Annotated in this window: 15 protein-coding genes and 1 pseudogene; 11 read left to right on the forward strand and 5 right to left on the reverse strand. The window is 62.9% G+C overall.

The window, feature by feature from the left end:
* The first annotated feature begins 28 nt into the window (after nt 1–28).
* Nucleotides 29–913: a LysR substrate-binding domain-containing protein gene (locus tag ASC83_RS04010; protein WP_056058464.1), complete on the forward strand. Its 885-nt coding sequence runs from the start codon at nt 29–31 to the stop codon at nt 911–913.
* Nucleotides 914–971: 58 nt separating this feature from the next.
* Here ASC83_RS04010 and zwf read toward each other — a convergent pair whose 3' ends face one another.
* Nucleotides 972–2,426, reverse strand: a complete 1,455-nt coding sequence (zwf, locus tag ASC83_RS04015) for a glucose-6-phosphate dehydrogenase (protein ID WP_056058469.1) — start codon at nt 2,424–2,426, stop codon at nt 972–974.
* A 176-nt stretch (nt 2,427–2,602) separates the two neighbouring features.
* On the opposite strand from zwf, the gene pgi reads away from it, so the two are divergent.
* The 3 genes from pgi (at nt 2,603) to ASC83_RS04030 (ending at nt 6,088) form a co-directional block, all read left to right on the forward strand.
* Nucleotides 2,603–4,171: a glucose-6-phosphate isomerase gene (pgi, locus tag ASC83_RS04020; protein WP_056058471.1), complete on the forward strand. Its 1,569-nt coding sequence runs from the start codon at nt 2,603–2,605 to the stop codon at nt 4,169–4,171.
* A 113-nt stretch (nt 4,172–4,284) separates the two neighbouring features.
* Entirely contained in the window at nt 4,285–5,526 is a 1,242-nt protein-coding gene (locus ASC83_RS04025) for an AGE family epimerase/isomerase (protein WP_056058474.1), read from the forward strand.
* Nucleotides 5,527–5,596: 70 nt separating this feature from the next.
* Nucleotides 5,597–6,088: a GNAT family N-acetyltransferase gene (locus ASC83_RS04030; protein WP_056058477.1), complete on the forward strand. Its 492-nt coding sequence runs from the start codon at nt 5,597–5,599 to the stop codon at nt 6,086–6,088.
* Nucleotides 6,089–6,136: 48 nt separating this feature from the next.
* Here the strand turns inward: ASC83_RS04030 and ASC83_RS04035 are convergent, their stop codons facing one another.
* Entirely contained in the window at nt 6,137–7,066 is a 930-nt protein-coding gene (locus ASC83_RS04035; protein WP_056058479.1) for an SMP-30/gluconolactonase/LRE family protein, read from the reverse strand.
* A gap of 98 nt (nt 7,067–7,164) precedes the next feature.
* Here ASC83_RS04035 and edd point away from each other — a divergent pair, with 98 nt between their 5' ends.
* From edd to ASC83_RS04050, 3 genes are all read left to right on the forward strand, one after another.
* Nucleotides 7,165–8,934 carry a phosphogluconate dehydratase gene (gene edd / locus ASC83_RS04040; protein WP_056058483.1) on the forward strand — a complete coding sequence of 590 codons (1,770 nt, stop codon included), beginning with the start codon at nt 7,165–7,167 and terminating at the stop codon, nt 8,932–8,934.
* The gene (gene eda / locus ASC83_RS04045) at nt 8,925–9,581 is read left to right on the forward strand and encodes a bifunctional 4-hydroxy-2-oxoglutarate aldolase/2-dehydro-3-deoxy-phosphogluconate aldolase (RefSeq protein ID WP_056058486.1); all 657 of its coding nucleotides are present in this window, start codon (nt 8,925–8,927) and stop codon (nt 9,579–9,581) included. The genes edd and eda overlap by 10 nt, the downstream gene beginning before the upstream one ends.
* A gap of 229 nt (nt 9,582–9,810) precedes the next feature.
* A complete protein-coding gene (locus ASC83_RS04050) occupies nt 9,811–10,110 on the forward strand; it encodes a DUF805 domain-containing protein (protein WP_015012623.1) in 300 nt (99 codons plus the stop codon).
* Between the two features lie 128 nt (nt 10,111–10,238).
* On the opposite strand, the gene groL is transcribed toward ASC83_RS04050, so the two are convergent.
* Both groL and ASC83_RS04060 read right to left on the reverse strand, forming a co-directional pair.
* Entirely contained in the window at nt 10,239–11,891 is a 1,653-nt protein-coding gene (groL, locus tag ASC83_RS04055) for a chaperonin GroEL (protein WP_056058489.1), read from the reverse strand.
* A 98-nt stretch (nt 11,892–11,989) separates the two neighbouring features.
* Nucleotides 11,990–12,280, reverse strand: coding sequence for a co-chaperone GroES (locus ASC83_RS04060; protein WP_056058492.1), 291 nt, complete (start codon nt 12,278–12,280; stop codon nt 11,990–11,992).
* Between the two features lie 610 nt (nt 12,281–12,890).
* On the opposite strand from ASC83_RS04060, the pseudogene fusA reads away from it, so the two are divergent.
* Both fusA and ASC83_RS04070 read left to right on the forward strand, forming a co-directional pair.
* A pseudogene (gene fusA / locus ASC83_RS04065) lies at nt 12,891–13,265 on the forward strand (elongation factor G); the annotation flags it as partial.
* A 234-nt stretch (nt 13,266–13,499) separates the two neighbouring features.
* Nucleotides 13,500–14,120, forward strand: coding sequence for a hypothetical protein (locus ASC83_RS04070; RefSeq protein WP_056058498.1), 621 nt, complete (start codon nt 13,500–13,502; stop codon nt 14,118–14,120).
* Between the two features lie 251 nt (nt 14,121–14,371).
* Here the strand turns inward: ASC83_RS04070 and ASC83_RS04075 are convergent, their stop codons facing one another.
* Nucleotides 14,372–15,292: a LysR family transcriptional regulator gene (locus ASC83_RS04075; protein ID WP_056058500.1), complete on the reverse strand. Its 921-nt coding sequence runs from the start codon at nt 15,290–15,292 to the stop codon at nt 14,372–14,374.
* A 100-nt stretch (nt 15,293–15,392) separates the two neighbouring features.
* Here ASC83_RS04075 and ASC83_RS04080 point away from each other — a divergent pair, with 100 nt between their 5' ends.
* Complete coding sequence (locus tag ASC83_RS04080; protein WP_056058503.1) at nt 15,393–15,719, forward strand: nuclear transport factor 2 family protein; 327 nt, start codon at nt 15,393–15,395, stop codon at nt 15,717–15,719.
* Complete coding sequence (locus ASC83_RS04085) at nt 15,716–16,498, forward strand: SDR family oxidoreductase (RefSeq protein WP_056058506.1); 783 nt, start codon at nt 15,716–15,718, stop codon at nt 16,496–16,498. Before ASC83_RS04080 ends, ASC83_RS04085 begins: the two co-directional genes overlap by 4 nt.
* Nucleotides 16,499–16,983 lie beyond the last annotated feature (485 nt).

The raw sequence follows: 16,983 nt of genomic DNA on the forward strand, positions 1-16,983 counted from the left end.
TCCGTCATCTAACGTCAGGGTTCACCCCATGCCCACCTTGCCGCCCATTGCCAATCTGCAGGCCTTTGAGGCCGTGGCACGCCGCCGCAGCTTTGCGCTGGCAGCGGCGGAGCTGAACCTCACGGCCTCGGCCATCAGCCACCAGGTTTCGCGGCTGGAGGCGCAACTGGACATTCGCCTGTTCGAGCGCAGCGCCCACGGGGTGCGCCTGAGCCCTGCGGGCGAGCATTACCTGATGCACGTGGGGGCTGCGCTCAACGCCATTGCCACGGCCACCGACGATTTGCGGCATGGCATCCGCAACAGCCTGTATGTGCACACGGCACCCAGCATCGCCAGCCTGTGGCTCATGCCGCGCCTGCACCGCTTTGCGCAGGCCTACCCGGAGATATCGCTCAACCTCTCAGCCGCCCACACGCCCAGCGATTTCGCGCTCGGCCAGGCCGACATCGACATCCGCTATGGCATTCCGCAGTGGGGCGATCTGGTGGTGGAGCCGCTGTTCGAGGAAGCGATCGTGCCGCTGGCCAGCCCGGCCTTCATCAAGGCACACAAGCTCAAGCGCGCGGAGCAGTTGCTGGACCTGCCGCTGATCCAGAGCAATGTGAGCATCGTGCAGTGGTCGGACTGGTTTGGCCGGTTCACCAAACTGCGGGCGCCTGACCGTTTCTCCCTGCGGTTTGACCGCGCCCAGATGTCCCTGGACGCCGCCACACAGGGCCTGGGCGTGGCGCTAGAGAGCGCCGTCAACGCGGGTGGGCACCTGGCCGATGGCAGGCTGAAGGCCCCGTTCGGCATGGACCAGGCCGTACGGGTGAAGGCGCATTTCGCCGTGTACCCCGAGCGGCACGCCAAGCGCCCAGCGGTGGAGGCGTTTCTGTCGTGGCTGCACAGCGAGGCTGCGCAGACCTAAGAAAACAAGGCCCGGCGGCCGAGGCTGCGAAGGTCTGCAGCCGCCGGACGCGAGGCTCTCACATCTCCTCACTCCAGCAATACCCGTCGCGCGCAATCATCGCGCTGGCCGCACGCGGGCCCCAGCTGCCTGCGGGGTAGGGGCGGGGGCCTGCCGGGTCGTTCTTCCAGTACTGCAGGATGGGCTCCACCCAGCGCCAGGCTTCTTCCTGCTCGTCGCTGCGCACAAACAGGTTCAGGCGGCCAGCGATCACGTCGAGCAGCAGGCGCTCGTAGGCGCCTACGCGTTCGGTGCCAAAGCGCTGGTCAAAGTCCAGGTTCAGGTGCACCTGCGACAGCGCGGGCTCGGTCTGGTGCTGGGCGGCACCCTGCGCCATCAGGTGCAGTTCCAGCCCGTCCTTGGGCTGCAGGTTGATCACCAGGCGGTTGGCAGCGCCCGCAGGGGTCTTGAAGATGGGGTGGGGCACGGGCCGGAAGTTGATGACGATGTGCGCGTCGCGCCCCGCCAGCCGCTTGCCGGTGCGGATGTAGAACGGCACACCGGCCCAGCGCCAGTTGCTGATCTCGGTGCGCAGCGCCACAAAGGTTTCGGTGGTGCTGCTGGCGGACACGCCTTTTTCTTGCGTGTAGCCAGGCACGGGCTGGCCCTGGTGGTTGCCGGCGGCGTACTGCCCACGGATCACGTGCTGGCCGATGGTCTCCAGCGTCCAGGGCTTGAGCGACTGCAGCACCTTGAGCTTTTCGTCGCGGATGGCGTTGGCGCTGGAGTTGATGGGGGGCTCCATGCCAATCGCACACAGCAGCTGCAGCGCGTGGTTCTGCACCATGTCGCGCATCGCGCCGGTCTGGTCGTAGAACGCGCCGCGCGACTCCACACCCAGCTCCTCGGCAATCGTGATCTGGATGTTGGCAATGGTTTCGCGGCGCCACAGGGGCTCGAACAGCGCGTTGCCAAAACGCAGCGCAAACAGGTTCTGGACGGACGGCTTGCCCAGGTAGTGGTCGATGCGGAAGACCTGCTCTTCCTTGAGCACGCGGCGCAGCGTGTCGTTGATCGCGCGGTTGGACTGCAGGTCGTGGCCCAGGGGTTTTTCCAGCACCACGCGGGTGGTGGGGCCGTTCAGGCCCACGGCGGCGATCTGCTCACACACATTGGTGAACAGGCTGGGCGCAGTGGCCACATACATCACCACCGAGTCGGCTCCGCGCGCCTTCAGCGTCTCGGCCAGGCGCTCGTAGTCCTGGGTTTTGGACAAGTCCATGCGCAGGTAGTGCAGCAGCGCGGCGAAGCGTGCAAACTCGTCCGGGCTGGGGCGCTTGGCCAGCTCCACGCTGTCGAACCGCGACTGGATCAGGCTGCGGTATTGTTCGTCGCTCAGGTCATCACGTGCCACCGCGATGATGCGTCCCCCCTCAGGCAGCGTGCCATGCCGAAAGGCCTGAAACAATGCGGGCATGAGCTTGCGCCAGGCGAGGTCGCCGGTGCCGCCGAACAGGACGAGGTCAAAACTCATGGTGTCTCCGTGATGGGGTGGTTCGTTTTGTTGCGTGGGATTGTAATCACGTTACATGATTTTCTAAAGAGGAGTGCCTTGTATCTACTGCTTGTAACCCAAAAGAACCTGTTAATAGGCCACTTTGTCGTGTAATCAAGTTACTATCTCGGCGCTTTTTTCACCTTACCCGTTTGATGACCATGCCTCTCCGTTGCGACCAGTCTGCGCTGTGGCCCCAGTTGGCCGCCCACTACGCCTCCCACGGCCAGCACCTGGACATGCGCCAGGCGTTTGCGCAGGATGCCCAGCGGTTTGCAGCCTTCAGCCAGTCGGCTCCGCATGTATTTGCTGACCTGTCCAAGAACCTGTGGGACCGCGATACCGAAGCGTTGCTGCTGGACCTGGCCCGCGACTGCGGCCTGGTGCAACACCGCGATGCGATGTTTGGAGGCGAGGCCATCAACACCACTGAAAACCGCGCCGTGCTGCACACGCTGCTGCGCCGCCCTGCAGGCGTGGCCCTGCCTGGTGATGTGCCGGAGACCGCGCAGCGCCTGGCCGACGTGCACCACACGCTTGATGCCATGCTGCAGTACGCCGAGCAGGTGCGCAGCGATGTCGCCATCACCGACGTGGTGAACATTGGCATCGGCGGGTCGGACCTGGGCCCGCACATGGCCGTGCGCGCGCTCGAAGAGTTCCGCATCCCCAGCAAGCGCTTTCACTTTGTGTCGAACGTGGACGGGCACGAGCTGCACCACGTGCTCAAGGGCCTGCGGCCCGAGAGCACGCTGTTCCTGGTCGCGTCCAAGACCTTCACCACGGCCGAGACCATGACCAACGCGCGCTCGGCCCTGGCGTGGTTTGGTGCCCAGGGCGGGCGCGAGGTGGCCCGCCACTTTGCGGCGCTCACCACCAACATCGAGGCCGCAGCGGCCCTCGGCATCACCACCACCTTCGGCTTCTGGGACTGGGTGGGCGGCCGCTACTCGCTGTGGTCGGCCATTGGCCTGCCGATTGCCATCGCGATCGGTGCCCAAAGCTTCCGAGATTTCCTTGCGGGCGCGCACGCCATGGACGAGCATTTCCGCACCGCACCGCTGGCGCAGAACCTGCCGGTGCGCCTGGGTCTGCTCGATGTCTGGTACCGCAACTTCCACGGCTTCACCAGCCGCTGCATCGCGCCGTATCACGCCGCGCTGGGGCGCTACTCGGCCTACCTGCAGCAGCTGGAGATGGAGAGCAACGGCAAGCGCGTGGCGCAAGACGGCAGCACGCTGGCCTGCGTCACATCGCCCGTGCTGTGGGGCGAGCCCGGCACCAACGGCCAGCACGCGTTCTTCCAGATGCTGCACCAGGGCGCCGATGTGCTGCCGCTGGAGATCGTCGCCGTGCGCAAGGCCTCGCACCCGCTGCCCGGCCACCAGCAAAAGCTGCTGGCCAACGCGCTGGCGCAGACGCAGGCGCTGATGGTGGGCAAGGCCAGCGACGACGGCCACCGGCACTTTCCGGGCAACCGCCCCAGCACCCTGATGCTGCTCGAATCACTCACCCCCACATCGCTGGGCGCGCTGATTGCACTGCAGGAGCACCGCGTGTTTGTGAGCGGCAGCCTGTGGGGCATCAACAGCTTTGACCAGTGGGGCGTGGAGTTGGGCAAGGTGCTGGCCAAGGACCTAGAGGCCCGGCTGGAGAGCGGTGATGTGGAGGGGCTCGATGGCTCCACCGCTGGCCTGCTGGGCTTGCTGCGCAGCCCTGCCTGACCTTCGCAGCACAGCAAAGTCCTCGGGGTCGCTCTGGCGGAAGACCGGGCGCCCTGCCGGCAGAAGCCGGCACAGTTTCTGGTCGACAGCTAACGCATCAGGAGACACTTCCCATGGCGATTCCGCCCTATCCGGACTTCCGCTCCGCAGCCTTTTTGCGCCAGCATCTGCGTGACACCATGGCGTTCTACGACCCCGTGGCCACCGATCCGAGCGGCGGGCAGTTCCACTTCTTTCTGGACGACGGCACGGTTTACAACACGCACACCCGCCATCTCGTCAGCGCCACCCGTTTTGTGGTCACGCACGCCATGCTCTACCGCACCACGGGGGAGGCGCGTTATCAGGCGGGCATGCGGCACGCGCTCACGTTCCTGCGCACCGCGTTTCTCGACCCTGCCACGGGCGGCTACGCCTGGCTGATCGACTGGCAGGATGGCCGCACCACCGTGCAAGACGCCACGCGCCACTGCTACGGCATGGCTTTTGTGATGCTGGCGTATGCCCGCGCTTACGAGGCCGGAGTGCCCGAGGCCCGCGCTTGGCTGGCTGAGGCTTTTGAAACTGCCGAACAGCACTTCTGGCAACCTGCCGCAGGCCTGTATGCCGACGAGGTAAGCCCCGAGTGGCAGGTGACCAGCTACCGAGGCCAGAACGCCAACATGCACGCCTGCGAGGCCATGATTTCGGCCTTCCGCGCCACGGGCGAGCGTCGTTACATCGAGCGTGCCGAGCAGCTCGCACAAGGCATCTGCCAGCGGCAGGCCGCGTTGTCCACCCGCGCCCTTGCGCCCGCTGCCGAAGGTTGGGTGTGGGAGCACTTCCATGCCGACTGGTCCGTGGACTGGGACTACAACCGCAATGACCGCAGCAACATCTTCCGCCCCTGGGGCTACCAGATCGGCCACCAGACCGAATGGGCCAAGCTGCTGCTGCAACTCGATGCCTCGTTGCCCGCCGACTGGCATTTACCCTGCGCGCAGCGCCTGTTCAACACCGCTGTGGAGCGCGGTTGGGATGCTGAACACGGCGGCCTGTACTACGGCATGGCGCCCGACGGCAGCATCTGCGACGACGGCAAATACCACTGGGTGCAGGCCGAGAGCATGGCCGCCGCTGCGGTGCTGGCCGTGCGCACGGGCGACGCGCGCTACTGGCAGTGGTACGACCGCATATGGGCCTACTGCTGGGCCCACTTTGTGGACCACGAACATGGCGCCTGGTTTCGCATCCTGCACCGCAACAACCGCAACACCACCCGCGAGAAGAGCAATGCGGGGAAGGTGGACTATCACAACATGGGGGCGTGTTGTGACGTGTTGGGAGCGCTGGGGCTGGGGGCTGAGAAGGGCTGACCGCCAGCGAGTCACCCTGTCGGCGTAAGCTCACCCCATCGGAACCATCCGGTCCAGCAGGAGAGGAAACATGGAAGTCGGTTTGCTGACCCCGGCGCAACAGGAGCAGATGGTGGACTTGCTGCTTGCGCTGCATGATCACTACCACCCGGGCCGTGCGCTCGACCAGGTCCTTGTGCGCAACCACCTGTTGGACAACCTGTGTGGACCCCACTCTCAGATTCGACTGGTGACGGCAGAACTCGGCGGCGAGTTGTTGGGGTTTGCCGCCATTTACCTGGTGTATTCGTTGGTGGAGCCCGAGCCCGCCCACCAGCGGCAGTGTGTACTTAAGGAGCTGTTTGTTTCTCCGCACCATCGGAGCCAAGGTATTGGCCTGGCTTTGATGCAATGGGTGGCGCGATACGCGCTGGACAACGGCTGTGGCCGCATTGACTGGACGGTCAAGTCGTCCAACGCCCGGGGCATTGCGTTTTACGAGAGCCTGGGTGCAAGGTTGGTCAGTGACCGCCTCAGCTATCGGATCGTGCGCGAGGAGATCGGCGCGTTGGCGGGCTGGTGATGGAGCGCTGGCCTTTGTGCCCCACTGTGACCAGTTGCTCGGCGCTTTTCACACCTTGAAGAAATTCACCGGCAGCCCAGCCACTTCGACCTGCATGCTGAACAGCGACCCCGCTGCAACCGCTGCCTGCTGTTCTTGAAGAGGCCTCCCCGCCCGCGCCGATGTGATGAACAGCGTGTGCAGATCCGGCCCCCCAAAACACACCATGGTCGGGCACTGCACCGGCACCGCAATGCGCTGCAGCACCTCACCTACTGGCGAAAGCTGCAACACACAAGCGCCTTCGTACATCGCCACCCAGTAGTTGCCATCCACATCCACTGCCGCACCATCGGGTCTGCCGCCGTAGGGCTGGCCGTCCACCTTGCGGTCGAACTGCACCCAGGGGCGGCGGTTGGTGATATCGCCCGTGGCCACCTCAAAGTTGAACTGGTCGATGCGGTGCTCCGGCGTGTTGGACCAGTACATCGTGCGGTTGTCGGGGCTGAAGGCCAGGCCATTCGCGGTGAAGTTGTCGCCCGCCATGTAGCGCACGCGGTAGCCTGTGGTGCTGGCCGGGTCGGCCTGCAGGCACCACAGTGCCGCATTCGGTGCGGGGCGGGGCGTGATGACCGAGCCCGCCCAGAATCTGCCTGCGGTGTCGCAGCGACCGTCGTTCAGGCGCAGGACCGTGGTGTCATGCTGCTCGGGCGGCAGCAGGGCCAGGCAGGTGAGGGCGGTAGGGTCTGCGCTGTCCTTGGCCGGATCCAGAAGATAGAAACCGTTTCGTAACCCGATTACCAATCGCCCATCAGCCGCAGGGGCGCAGCAGCCGGGCTCGCTGGGCATGTGCCACTGCCGGTGGTGGCCGCTGTCAGGATGCCATGCGTGCACCGCTTGTCCCTGAATGTCACACCAGTAAAGGGATTTTTCCGTGGGGTGCCAGAAGGGGGATTCACCCAGTTCGGACGGCGGCAAGGGCAAGGTTTGCAGGGACATGGGTTGAATTGGGGTGGTTATCGAGTTACATTCTAGGGCCTCAGATAACGACCCTGGCGCAATGCACGGGGTCCTGCCACCCACCGATGGAGACTTCCATGCATCCAGTTGTAGCGCGCGTGACCGAGCGCATTGTCCAGCGCAGCGCAGACACCCGCGGCGCCTACCTTGCCGGCGTTGACGCCATGATTGCCCGCAAGCCCGCACAAGACCGCATGGGCTGCGCGAACCTGGCCCACGCCTACGCGGCATTGCCGGGATCGGACAAGTTCAAGGTCACGGTCGAGAAGGCGCCCAACATCGGCATCGTCACGGCCTACAACGACATGCTCTCGGCGCACCAGCCGTACCAGGGCTACCCCGCTATCCTGCGTGATGAGGCCGCCCAGCTCGGTGCCACGGTGCAAGTGGCCGGTGGCGTGCCCGCCATGTGCGATGGTGTGACGCAGGGTACGCCCGGCATGGAGCTGTCGCTGTTCTCCCGCGATGCCATTGCCATGGCCACTGCGGTAGCGCTGTCCCACGATGTGTTCGATGGTGCACTGCTGCTGGGCGTGTGCGACAAGATCGTGCCCGGCCTGCTGATCGGCGCGCTGCACTACGGGCATCTGCCCTGCGTGTTTGTGCCCGCAGGCCCCATGGGCACAGGCCTGTCGAACAAGGAAAAATCCAAGGTGCGCGAGCAGTACGCACAAGGCCTGGTGGGCCGTGACGAACTGCTCAAGGCCGAATCGGCCGCGTACCACAGCCCTGGCACCTGCACGTTCTACGGCACGGCCAACAGCAACCAGATGCTGCTCGAAGCCATGGGCCTGCATGTGCCCGGTGCAGCGTTCGAGTCGCCCGGCAGCGAGGCGCGCGAGGCCTTCACGCGCCAGGCGCTGCGTACGGTGCTCGACATCGGCAAACGGGGCAACCGCTTCACCCCCATCGGCAAGCTGGTGGACGAGCGCTGCATCGTCAACGCCATGGTGGCCCTGCTGGCCACGGGCGGCTCTACCAACCACCTGATCCACTGGGTGGCAATTGCACGCAGTGCGGGCATCCTGATCGACTGGACGGACTTTGACGAACTCTCGTCGGTGGTGCCTCTGCTGGCCCGCGTGTACCCCAATGGCGATGCCGATGTGAACCAGTTTCAGGCGGCGGGCGGCCCGCCCTGGATCCTGCGCGAGCTGCTGGCGGGTGGCTTGATGCACCCTGATGTGATGAGCGTGAACGCGGGCGGCATTGCCGATGGCGGCAAGAGCGCACCGGCGGCGTCGGGCGACACTTCGGTGCTGCGGCCTGTGAGCGAACCCTTCTCACCCACCGGCGGGTTGCGCCTGCTGCAAGGCCGCCTGGGCCGCGCGGTGATCAAGGTGTCGGCCGTGCCCGAAGACCGCCACATCGTCCAAGCCCCAGCGCGAGTTTTTGACTCGCAAGAAGCACTGCTCGCAGCCTTCAGCGCGGGCGAGGTGAACCAGGACATGGTGGCCGTGGTGCGCTTTCAGGGCCCGCAAGCCAACGGCATGCCAGAACTGCACAAGCTCACGCCCCCGCTGGCAGTGCTGCAGAACCAGGGCTTCCAGGTGGCGCTGGTCACCGACGGCCGCATGAGCGGCGCCTCCGGCCGCGTACCGGCCGCGATCCACGTCACGCCCGAGGCACTGGCCGGTGGCCCGCTGGCCAAGGTGCGTGATGGCGACATCGTGCGGGTGGATGCGGTGGCTGGCACGCTCGATGTGCTGGTGGACGACGCCGAGTGGGCCGCACGCGCCCCGGAGCGCTGCAGCGCCCCATCCCCCATCGGCTTCGGCCGCGAACTCTTCACCAACTTTCGCCGCCACGCAGGCGGTGCCGAACAAGGAGCCTGCACATGGCTGTAACCCCTGCTTCCGCCCCCATGAATCCCCTCGACATCGCCAGCCATGGCCCGGTGATCCCCGTCATCGTGATCGACCGCGTGGAAGACGCGCTGCCCCTGGCCGAGGCCTTGCTGGCCGGTGGCGTGAAGGTGCTGGAGGTGACGCTGCGCACCGCTGCCGGTCTGCCCGCCATCGAAACCATCGCCCGCCATCTGCCCGAAGCTGTGGTGGGTGTGGGTACGGTACTCAACGCCGATGACGCGCGCCGCGCGAGCGAAGCCGGTGCGCGGTTTGCCGTGAGCCCCGGCTACACCTCGGCCGTGGGCAGCGCCTGCAAGGGCCTGAACCTGCCGCTGCTGCCCGGTGTGGCCACGTCCAGCGAGATCATGGCGGCGCTGGCCGATGGGTTCTCGTTCCTCAAGCTCTTCCCGGCCGAGGCCGTGGGCGGCATCCCGCTGCTGAAGTCCTGGGCCAGCCCGTTTGGCCAGGTGAGCTTTTGCCCCACGGGTGGCATCACCAACGCCACTGCCTCCAACTACCTGGCACTGCCCAATGTGCGCTGCGTGGGCGGCTCATGGCTTACGCCCACCGATGCGGTGCGCGCGGGCGACTGGGCCCGCATCACCCAGCTGGCGCGCGACACCCAGGCATTGCGCAAGGCGGCTTGAGGGGCTCTGGGCGCTGGGTTTGCAGCCAAAAGCGCCTGGTGTGCTAGTGCAATATGCACTAACAGCTATCAAAATAAGAGCAAAGGAGACGCTGACACCGTGGTGCCAGCGGTACGGTGTCTCCGCTGCGCGCGCCGAGTTGGCTGGACTTGTCGCAGCGCCCCTCTATCATGGCCACGCGGGGATACCCCGTGACCGAGCAACGATTGTTCAAGAGAGGGAATTCGCTATGGATTTTGTTTCGGCTGTCAAAAGCTGCTTCGCGCAGTACGCAGGGTTTTCGGGCCGTGCACCACGCTCCGAGTTCTGGTGGTTTGCGCTGTTTCAGCTCGGGGTGCTGGTGATTGCGACCATGATCAGCCAGGTGCTGTATGGCATTGCCGCGCTGGCTCTGCTGTTGCCCGCGCTGGCCGTGGGGGCTCGCCGCTTGCACGATATTGGCCGTTCCGGCTGGTGGCAGCTGCTGTCCCTCACCGGTATCGGCACCCTGGTGCTGATTTACTGGTGGGTGCAACCCAGTGGGGAGTAAACCCACGGCAGGCCAGTGGCCCGAGTTGGCCCCATAGAAAAACAGAAGCCCGCAGACCGTAAGGCCTGCGGGCTTTTGTGTAGTGGGCTGCGCAGTCAGCACGGGGCCGCTGCGCAGGGGCCAGGCAATTACATGCCCATGCCGCCCATGCCACCCATGCCGCCCATGTCGGGCATGCCGCCGCCAGCGCCGGCTTCTTCCTTCGGAGCCTCTGCCACCATGGCTTCGGTCGTCAGCAGCAGCGATGCCACGGAGGCAGCGTTTTGCAGGGCCGTGCGGGTGACCTTCGTGGGGTCCAGAATGCCCAGTTCGAGCATGTCGCCGTAGGTGTCGTTGGCAGCGTTGAAGCCGAAGTTGCCCTTGCCAGCCAACACTGCGTTCACCACCACCGAGGCTTCGCCACCGGCGTTGTTCACGATTTCGCGCAGAGGAGCTTCCACTGCCTTCAGCACCAGCTTGATACCGGCGTCCTGGTCAGCGTTGTCGCCCTTGATCGAGTCGCCCACAGCTTGCTTGGCACGCAGCAGAGCCACGCCGCCACCAGCCACAACGCCTTCTTCCACCGCTGCACGGGTAGCGTGCAGTGCGTCTTCCACGCGGGCCTTCTTTTCCTTCATTTCGACTTCGGTGGCAGCGCCCACCTTGATCACGGCCACGCCGCCAGCCAGCTTGGCCACGCGCTCTTGCAGCTTTTCGCGGTCGTAGTCGGACGTGGCTTCTTCGATCTGCACGCGCACTTGCTTGACGCGGGCTTCGATGTCAGCAGCGGCACCGGCGCCGTCGATGATGATGGTGTTTTCCTTGCCCACTTCGATGCGCTTGGCTTGGCCCAGATCGGCCAGGGTGACCTTTTCCAGGGTCAGACCGACTTCTTCAGCGATGACCTTGCCGCCCGTCAGGATGGCGATGTCTTCCAGCATGGCCTTGCGGCGGTCGCCGAAGCCAGGAGCCTTCACAGCCACAACCTTCAGGATGCCGCGGATCGTGTTGACCACCAGCGTAGCCAGGGCTTCGCCTTCGACTTCTTCGGCAATGATCAGTAGGGGACGGCCAGCCTTGGCGACTTGTTCCAGCGTGGGCAGCAGGTCGCGGATGTTGCTGATCTTCTTGTCGAACAGCAGCACGAAGGGGTTGTCCAGAATCGCGGATTGCTTTTCGGGGTTGTTGATGAAGTAGGGCGACAGGTAGCCGCGGTCAAACTGCATGCCTTCCACGACGTCCAGTTCGCTGTCCAGCGACTTGCCGTCTTCCACGGTGATCACGCCTTCCTTGCCAACCTTGTCCATGGCGTCAGCGATCAGCTTGCCGATGGTTTCGTCGGAGTTGGCGGAGATCGAACCCACTTGGGCGATTTCCTTGGAGGTGGTGGTGGGCTTGGAAGCCTTCTTCAGCTCGGCGACCAGGGCCGTCACAGCCTTGTCGATACCGCGCTTCAGGTCCATCGGGTTGATGCCGGCGGCCACGTACTTGAAGCCTTCGCGCACGATGGCTTGTGCCAGCACCGTAGCGGTGGTGGTGCCGTCACCAGCGTTGTCGCTGGTCTTGGAGGCCACTTCCTTCACGAGCTGGGCGCCCATGTTCTGCAGCTTGTCCTTGAGTTCGATTTCCTTGGCCACGGACACACCGTCCTTGGTCACGGTAGGGGCGCCGAACGAGCGCTCCAGCACCACATTGCGACCCTTGGGGCCCAGCGTGACCTTGACCGCGTTGGCCAGGATGTTCACGCCTTCAACCATGCGAGCGCGGGCTTCGCCGCCGAAAACTACGTCTTTTGCTGCCATTTTGGAGCTCCTGAAAATTTGATTCAAATTGGCTGCTAGCGCTTATTCAATAAGCACTAGCAGCTATGAAAAGATGAGTGATTCAGAGGGGAGAGAAATTACTTCTCAACCACTGCAAACAGGTCGTCTTCCTTCATGACCAGCAGCTCGTCGCCCTTGACCTTGACGGTCTGGCCCGAGTACTTGCCGAACAGAACGCGGTCACCGACCTTCACGTTCAGGGCGAGCACTTCGCCCTTGTCGTTGCGCTTGCCGGGGCCGACGGCCAACACTTCACCTTGATCGGGCTTTTCAGCGGCGTTGTCAGGGATCACGATGCCGGAAGCGGTCGTGGTTTCGCTTTCAATACGCTTGACGATCACGCGATCGTGCAGAGGGCGAAGGTTCATTGCAATGCTCCTGTTTTCAGTAAAAAAGCTGAGGGACTCAATCAGCCCCGGCCATCCGGGGCCACCAAACTGCCAGCAGGGAGTGCGGTGTTAGCACTCGTCTGCGGTGAGTGCTAATGATACGGGCATTTGTGGCCATTTCAAGACACCCCCTCAGAACATGGGGGCGAAGGTGCGGAACGCTGCGGAACGCCACTCTACTTTCGTTTTTCCGCCATTCAAATTTAGATTTTGGTGAATCGCTAGCGCGGAGTTGCCGCGTATGCCGTCAGCCTGTCGTTCTTTGGAACGTTTAGAACAGAAGCGAAAATAGAAGTGGGTGCACACTATTTTGTAATTGGTCGAAACCGAGTTGCTTCCATGGCAGCTCCCGGCTGGTTGCAGTCATAGGGTTGCCGCAGACGGATGGGTGTCAGTGTCAGTGCAAGTTTTATCTTCACCTTGGGGTGATCCCTCAACAGCCGTGCACCGAAGTACATGTTTTCAAGCGCCTCGGTTGAAGCGCTGACTGGCAAAAGCTACGGGGAGTTGGATGGGCTGCTTCAGGCTGTTTGCATACATACGGGATGCGTCATCGAATGAGTACTATCGGCCATGAGCAGTCACTCGCACCCTGCTGGACGGTAGCTTCCACGAGCACGACTCGTCCACGCTGGCTTTTGAATTGGCGGCGATGGCCGCCTTCCGCGAAGGGTTTGCGAAAGCGTCACCCCAGGTGCTGGAGCCCATGATGGCTGTGGAGGTCATCACCCCGGTCGACTACCTGGGCGATGCCATCGGCGACCTGAACCGCCGCCGCGGGCTGGTGCGTACCCAAGGCCTGCGTGGCAACGCCGCCACGGTCGAGGCCGAGGTACCGCTGAAAGAGATGTTCGGCTACATCGGCAGCCTGCGGGCCCTGTCCTCAGGTCGTGCACAGTATTCGATGCAGCTGGACCACTACGGGGTGGCGCCAGAGGTCCAAGCCGCAGAGCTGGTGGGTTGAGCTGAGAGCGCCGGGCCAGTTGCCCGGTACAGCCGTTGAGGGGGCGTGGACGAGAGTCTGCCCCCTTTTTTTTTGGCTTTGCGAGATGTTTGCTGCGGGACGGCTCCGGTCATCAAGGCTCAGCCGGGGGATGCAGCCAGAAGATCACATACGCCTCACAGACTTCATGTTGACCTCACGCAGGCACCCAATACTGGCCCCAACGCTCAATGGTTCTTGGTTGGAAAGGGTTCCATGTTTATTGCAATCGCGCTGGGCATGGCCCTGCTGTGCCTGGCCATCTTTGGGTTGGCGACCTTCTTTCTGGCAAGGGGCATGGCTAGAAGTTACGGCTATGTCTTCCACCAGTTACTCGGATATCAACCGCCCACTGTCGCGCTGCGGTTGACCTCCTGGGCCTGCGCCCTGCTTGTGCTGATACTCCTGCCGATGAAAGGATGCAGCCATATGCAGGTGGAGCTGTATCGCCAGGCGATTCCTCCTCAATTCGAGCTGGTGGAGGTTCTGCACCACGATGAGATCGTTGGTTTCCGAGAGGGTTGTGGATACGCAATTTTCCGGCTTTCAGAAGACAGCCTGGCGCGCATTCGTCGCCAGGGCCTGGCTTACTTCGATGCGGCCCAGCTTGGGCGGGATGGCAAGCCCTACCACCAATACCAGCCGTGGCAAGCCACGCTGACCGATGCGCATGACCAGCTGTTCCGCGGGCAGAGCTGCGCAGGTGAACCGCCTGAATTGCTGGAGCAGGCTCAGCGCGCAGTTGGCAAAGAAGGGGCGTTCTTCACTACCGGCCACGAGCAGGATCTGGTGGTTGTTCCCGCGTTGGGATTGCTCATCTACTCCTACAACGGTTGACCGAACGGCCCCGCTTTATCTATTGCACCTTCTACCTTGTGCATCATCTCATCGCCATATCCTCCCAACGAGGCTCAGCAATGGCATCAACCAGGCATAGATCTGCGCGATCGCGTGCACATTTGAACGGAGTTGCTTGTTCGTTCAGTCAATCCACTACCTTGAACGACCAACCTCGAAGTAGCCGACCAAATTCAATGCGCAATCAACTGCACAGTTAGGCGCATGGGCCCCTCGGGCTACAACTTGGACTACCCAGCTTTGCGTCCTATGTCCAAATCTCTGTCCAAGAGACAGTCGATAAATGCACCCAAGAGCGCTGGTCGATGCTGCCTGTTCGGGTAGTAGAGGAACAGCCCGTGGCGTGAGATCGACCAGTCCGCCAAGACCTGGACTAACCTGCCGTGGGCCAAGTGCTCGGCCACACCATCTCGTTCGAAGTGATACGCAATGCCGAGCCCGTTCAGCGCAGCAGCAATGCCAATGTCAGCATGATTGGTGACAACCGGACCATCCACCGCGACTTCCAGTTTTTGGCCCTTCTTTTCGAACTCCCAGCGGTACTGTCTGCCGTCCATCTGGAGCCGCCAGTTAATGCATGCATGGCTATGCAAATCGGCGGGCGTCTTAGGGACCCCTCGCTCAGCCAGATAGCCTGGAGAGGCCACTGCAACCATATTCAGGTCTGGGCTGAGGCGCACGGCAATCATGTCCTTTTCAAGCCGCCCACCTACGCGGATGCCCGCGTCGAAGCGGCCCACAACGATATCGGCCAGAGCGTCGTCGACCACGATGTCGAGCAGCACTTCAGGATAGGCCTGGTGGAAGCGTGAAAGTCTGGGCGCAATGATGGTTCTCGCGGCGATCCCCAGCGTGTTGATGCGAAGCGTGCCTGTGGTGTGCCCTGCAGCCTCGGTGGCTTCAGCGACTGCTGCATCCATTTCCCGAAACAAGGGGGCTATGCGCCCATAAAGCAGTTCGCCACTTGCAGAGGGGGCGACGCTTCGTGTCGTCCTATTCAGAAGGCGCGTGCCGATCCGGGCTTCGAGCTGTCGAATGGTCTGGCTGAGCGCAGACGGCGAAAGGCCCAGATGTTCAGCCGCTCGGGCAAAGCTCTTGCGTTCGACCACGGCAGCAAAAGCTTTTAGCTCAGCAAATTCGAACCCGCGCATTATGTATTCCTTGCTACATAGCTCATTCGAATTCTAGATGATTCACTTATTTCACAGCGGCACGCATCCTTAGGCTTCATTCAACACACGGAGCACCAGCATGCACCCCTCGACTCTTCCTGAACCCATTGCCGCGTACTTCGCGGCTGAGCACAACCCTGAGGCCTTGGGGCGTTGTTTCACACCGCAAGCGGTCATGAAGGACGATGGCCACACCTACATCGGCGTCGAAGCCATCACGGCCTTTATGGCCGAGGCATCCGCCAAGTACAGAGCTACGACCGTGCCGTTTGCGCTGGAACGTGAGGAGGGCCTCCAGATCGTCCGCGCCAAGGTCACAGGCAACTTCCCTGGCAGCCCGATCAATCTGTCCTATCGCTTTCGCCTGGAACGCGGCCTGATTTCATTGCTGGAGGTCACAGCATGAACTTCGATCTTCAATTGAAAGGCCAGCGCGCCCTGGTTACCGGCGGCACCAAGGGTTTGGGAGCTGCTGTCGTCAAGAGCCTCCAAGAAGTCGGAGTGCAGGTCATGACAACTGCGCGCTCTGCACCAGACAGGCCGCTCGAAGGTGTGACTTACGTCCAGACTGACCTCACGACGGCGGAAGGCGTGAGCGAACTGGCGCGCGTGGTGAAGGAGCAGTGGGGCGGTGTCGATATCCTGATCAACTCCGTCGGAGGCTCGACCGCTCCGGCAGGTGGTTTTGCGGCACTGGATGACGCTGTGTGGCTCAGTGAGCTGAATCTGAACCTGATGTCAGCAGTGCGTCTTGACCGTGCGCTGTTGCCCGCCATGTTGGCCAAGGGTACAGGGGTTGTCCTGCATGTGACGTCGATACAGCGTGTGCTTCCACTTCCGGAGTCAACGACCGCGTACGCCGCCGCCAAGGGTGCCCTCTCGACCTACAGCAAATCCTTGTCAAAGGAGGTCACACCGAAAGGAGTGCGCGTTCTGCGCGTCTCGCCAGGCTGGATTGAAACCGAGGCTTCGGTAACGTTCGTCGAGCGGATGGGCGCAGAAGCGGGCACGGACTACGAGGGCGGGAAGAAGATGGTGATGGACTGGCTCGGCGGAATTCCGGTCGGGCGGCCTGCCACGCCAGAGGAAGTTGCCGACCTGATCACCTTCCTGGTGTCTCCTCGCGCAGCATCGGTGTCGGGCTCGGAGCACATGATCGATGGAGGGACAGTACCAACCGTGTAGAACCTTCACAAGGCTCTACAGATACTCCCACAGGTCATGAGCTTGGACGATTCTCCGATTTCTGTAGGGTGGGCTCCGGAAACCTGGCGTAGGGTTGCACAAGGCAGCGGATGTGCGACACGCCAACTCCAGGTATCACTGTCAACTTATGCTGTCGGTACAAACAATTCGCGCTCTTGACGTTGTCTATCCAGAGATCTGCTCGGTAACACATGATTTTGGATGCAGCGGAGCATCACGCTGGGTGATGAAAGTCGTCAGGTGTAGGGCTGCGGTGTCGCCTTATAGCCATGCCCAGATCCGGCGCAGCAATGCGGGCGCCGGTCGAGCGGGACGGAATACATAACGGGATGGTTTGTGCATGGCTTTCTCGGTGTCGGTTTTTGCAATACTGTACAAAACATCAGTATCATGCGCAAGATCGCCACGGCACCTCCGGCTCTCGCCCGAGGGGGCAGAATTGCCGTGCCAGCGTCCTCTTCGCC

It is taken from the genome of Acidovorax sp. Root402 (assembly GCF_001425125.1).
Taxonomy (GTDB): domain Bacteria; phylum Pseudomonadota; class Gammaproteobacteria; order Burkholderiales; family Burkholderiaceae_C; genus Acidovorax; species Acidovorax delafieldii.

Coding starts and splice junctions, on each gene's coding strand:
- ASC83_RS04010 (WP_056058464.1), top strand. CDS start 29: ATGCCCACCTTGCCGCCCATTGCCAATCTGCAGGCCTTTGAGGCCGTG.
- zwf (WP_056058469.1), bottom strand. CDS start 2,426: ATGAGTTTTGACCTCGTCCTGTTCGGCGGCACCGGCGACCTCGCCTGG.
- pgi (WP_056058471.1), top strand. CDS start 2,603: ATGACCATGCCTCTCCGTTGCGACCAGTCTGCGCTGTGGCCCCAGTTG.
- ASC83_RS04025 (WP_056058474.1), top strand. CDS start 4,285: ATGGCGATTCCGCCCTATCCGGACTTCCGCTCCGCAGCCTTTTTGCGC.
- ASC83_RS04030 (WP_056058477.1), top strand. CDS start 5,597: ATGGAAGTCGGTTTGCTGACCCCGGCGCAACAGGAGCAGATGGTGGAC.
- ASC83_RS04035 (WP_056058479.1), bottom strand. CDS start 7,066: ATGTCCCTGCAAACCTTGCCCTTGCCGCCGTCCGAACTGGGTGAATCC.
- edd (WP_056058483.1), top strand. CDS start 7,165: ATGCATCCAGTTGTAGCGCGCGTGACCGAGCGCATTGTCCAGCGCAGC.
- eda (WP_056058486.1), top strand. CDS start 8,925: ATGGCTGTAACCCCTGCTTCCGCCCCCATGAATCCCCTCGACATCGCC.
- ASC83_RS04050 (WP_015012623.1), top strand. CDS start 9,811: ATGGATTTTGTTTCGGCTGTCAAAAGCTGCTTCGCGCAGTACGCAGGG.
- groL (WP_056058489.1), bottom strand. CDS start 11,891: ATGGCAGCAAAAGACGTAGTTTTCGGCGGCGAAGCCCGCGCTCGCATG.
- ASC83_RS04060 (WP_056058492.1), bottom strand. CDS start 12,280: ATGAACCTTCGCCCTCTGCACGATCGCGTGATCGTCAAGCGTATTGAA.
- ASC83_RS04070 (WP_056058498.1), top strand. CDS start 13,500: ATGTTTATTGCAATCGCGCTGGGCATGGCCCTGCTGTGCCTGGCCATC.
- ASC83_RS04075 (WP_056058500.1), bottom strand. CDS start 15,292: ATGCGCGGGTTCGAATTTGCTGAGCTAAAAGCTTTTGCTGCCGTGGTC.
- ASC83_RS04080 (WP_056058503.1), top strand. CDS start 15,393: ATGCACCCCTCGACTCTTCCTGAACCCATTGCCGCGTACTTCGCGGCT.
- ASC83_RS04085 (WP_056058506.1), top strand. CDS start 15,716: ATGAACTTCGATCTTCAATTGAAAGGCCAGCGCGCCCTGGTTACCGGC.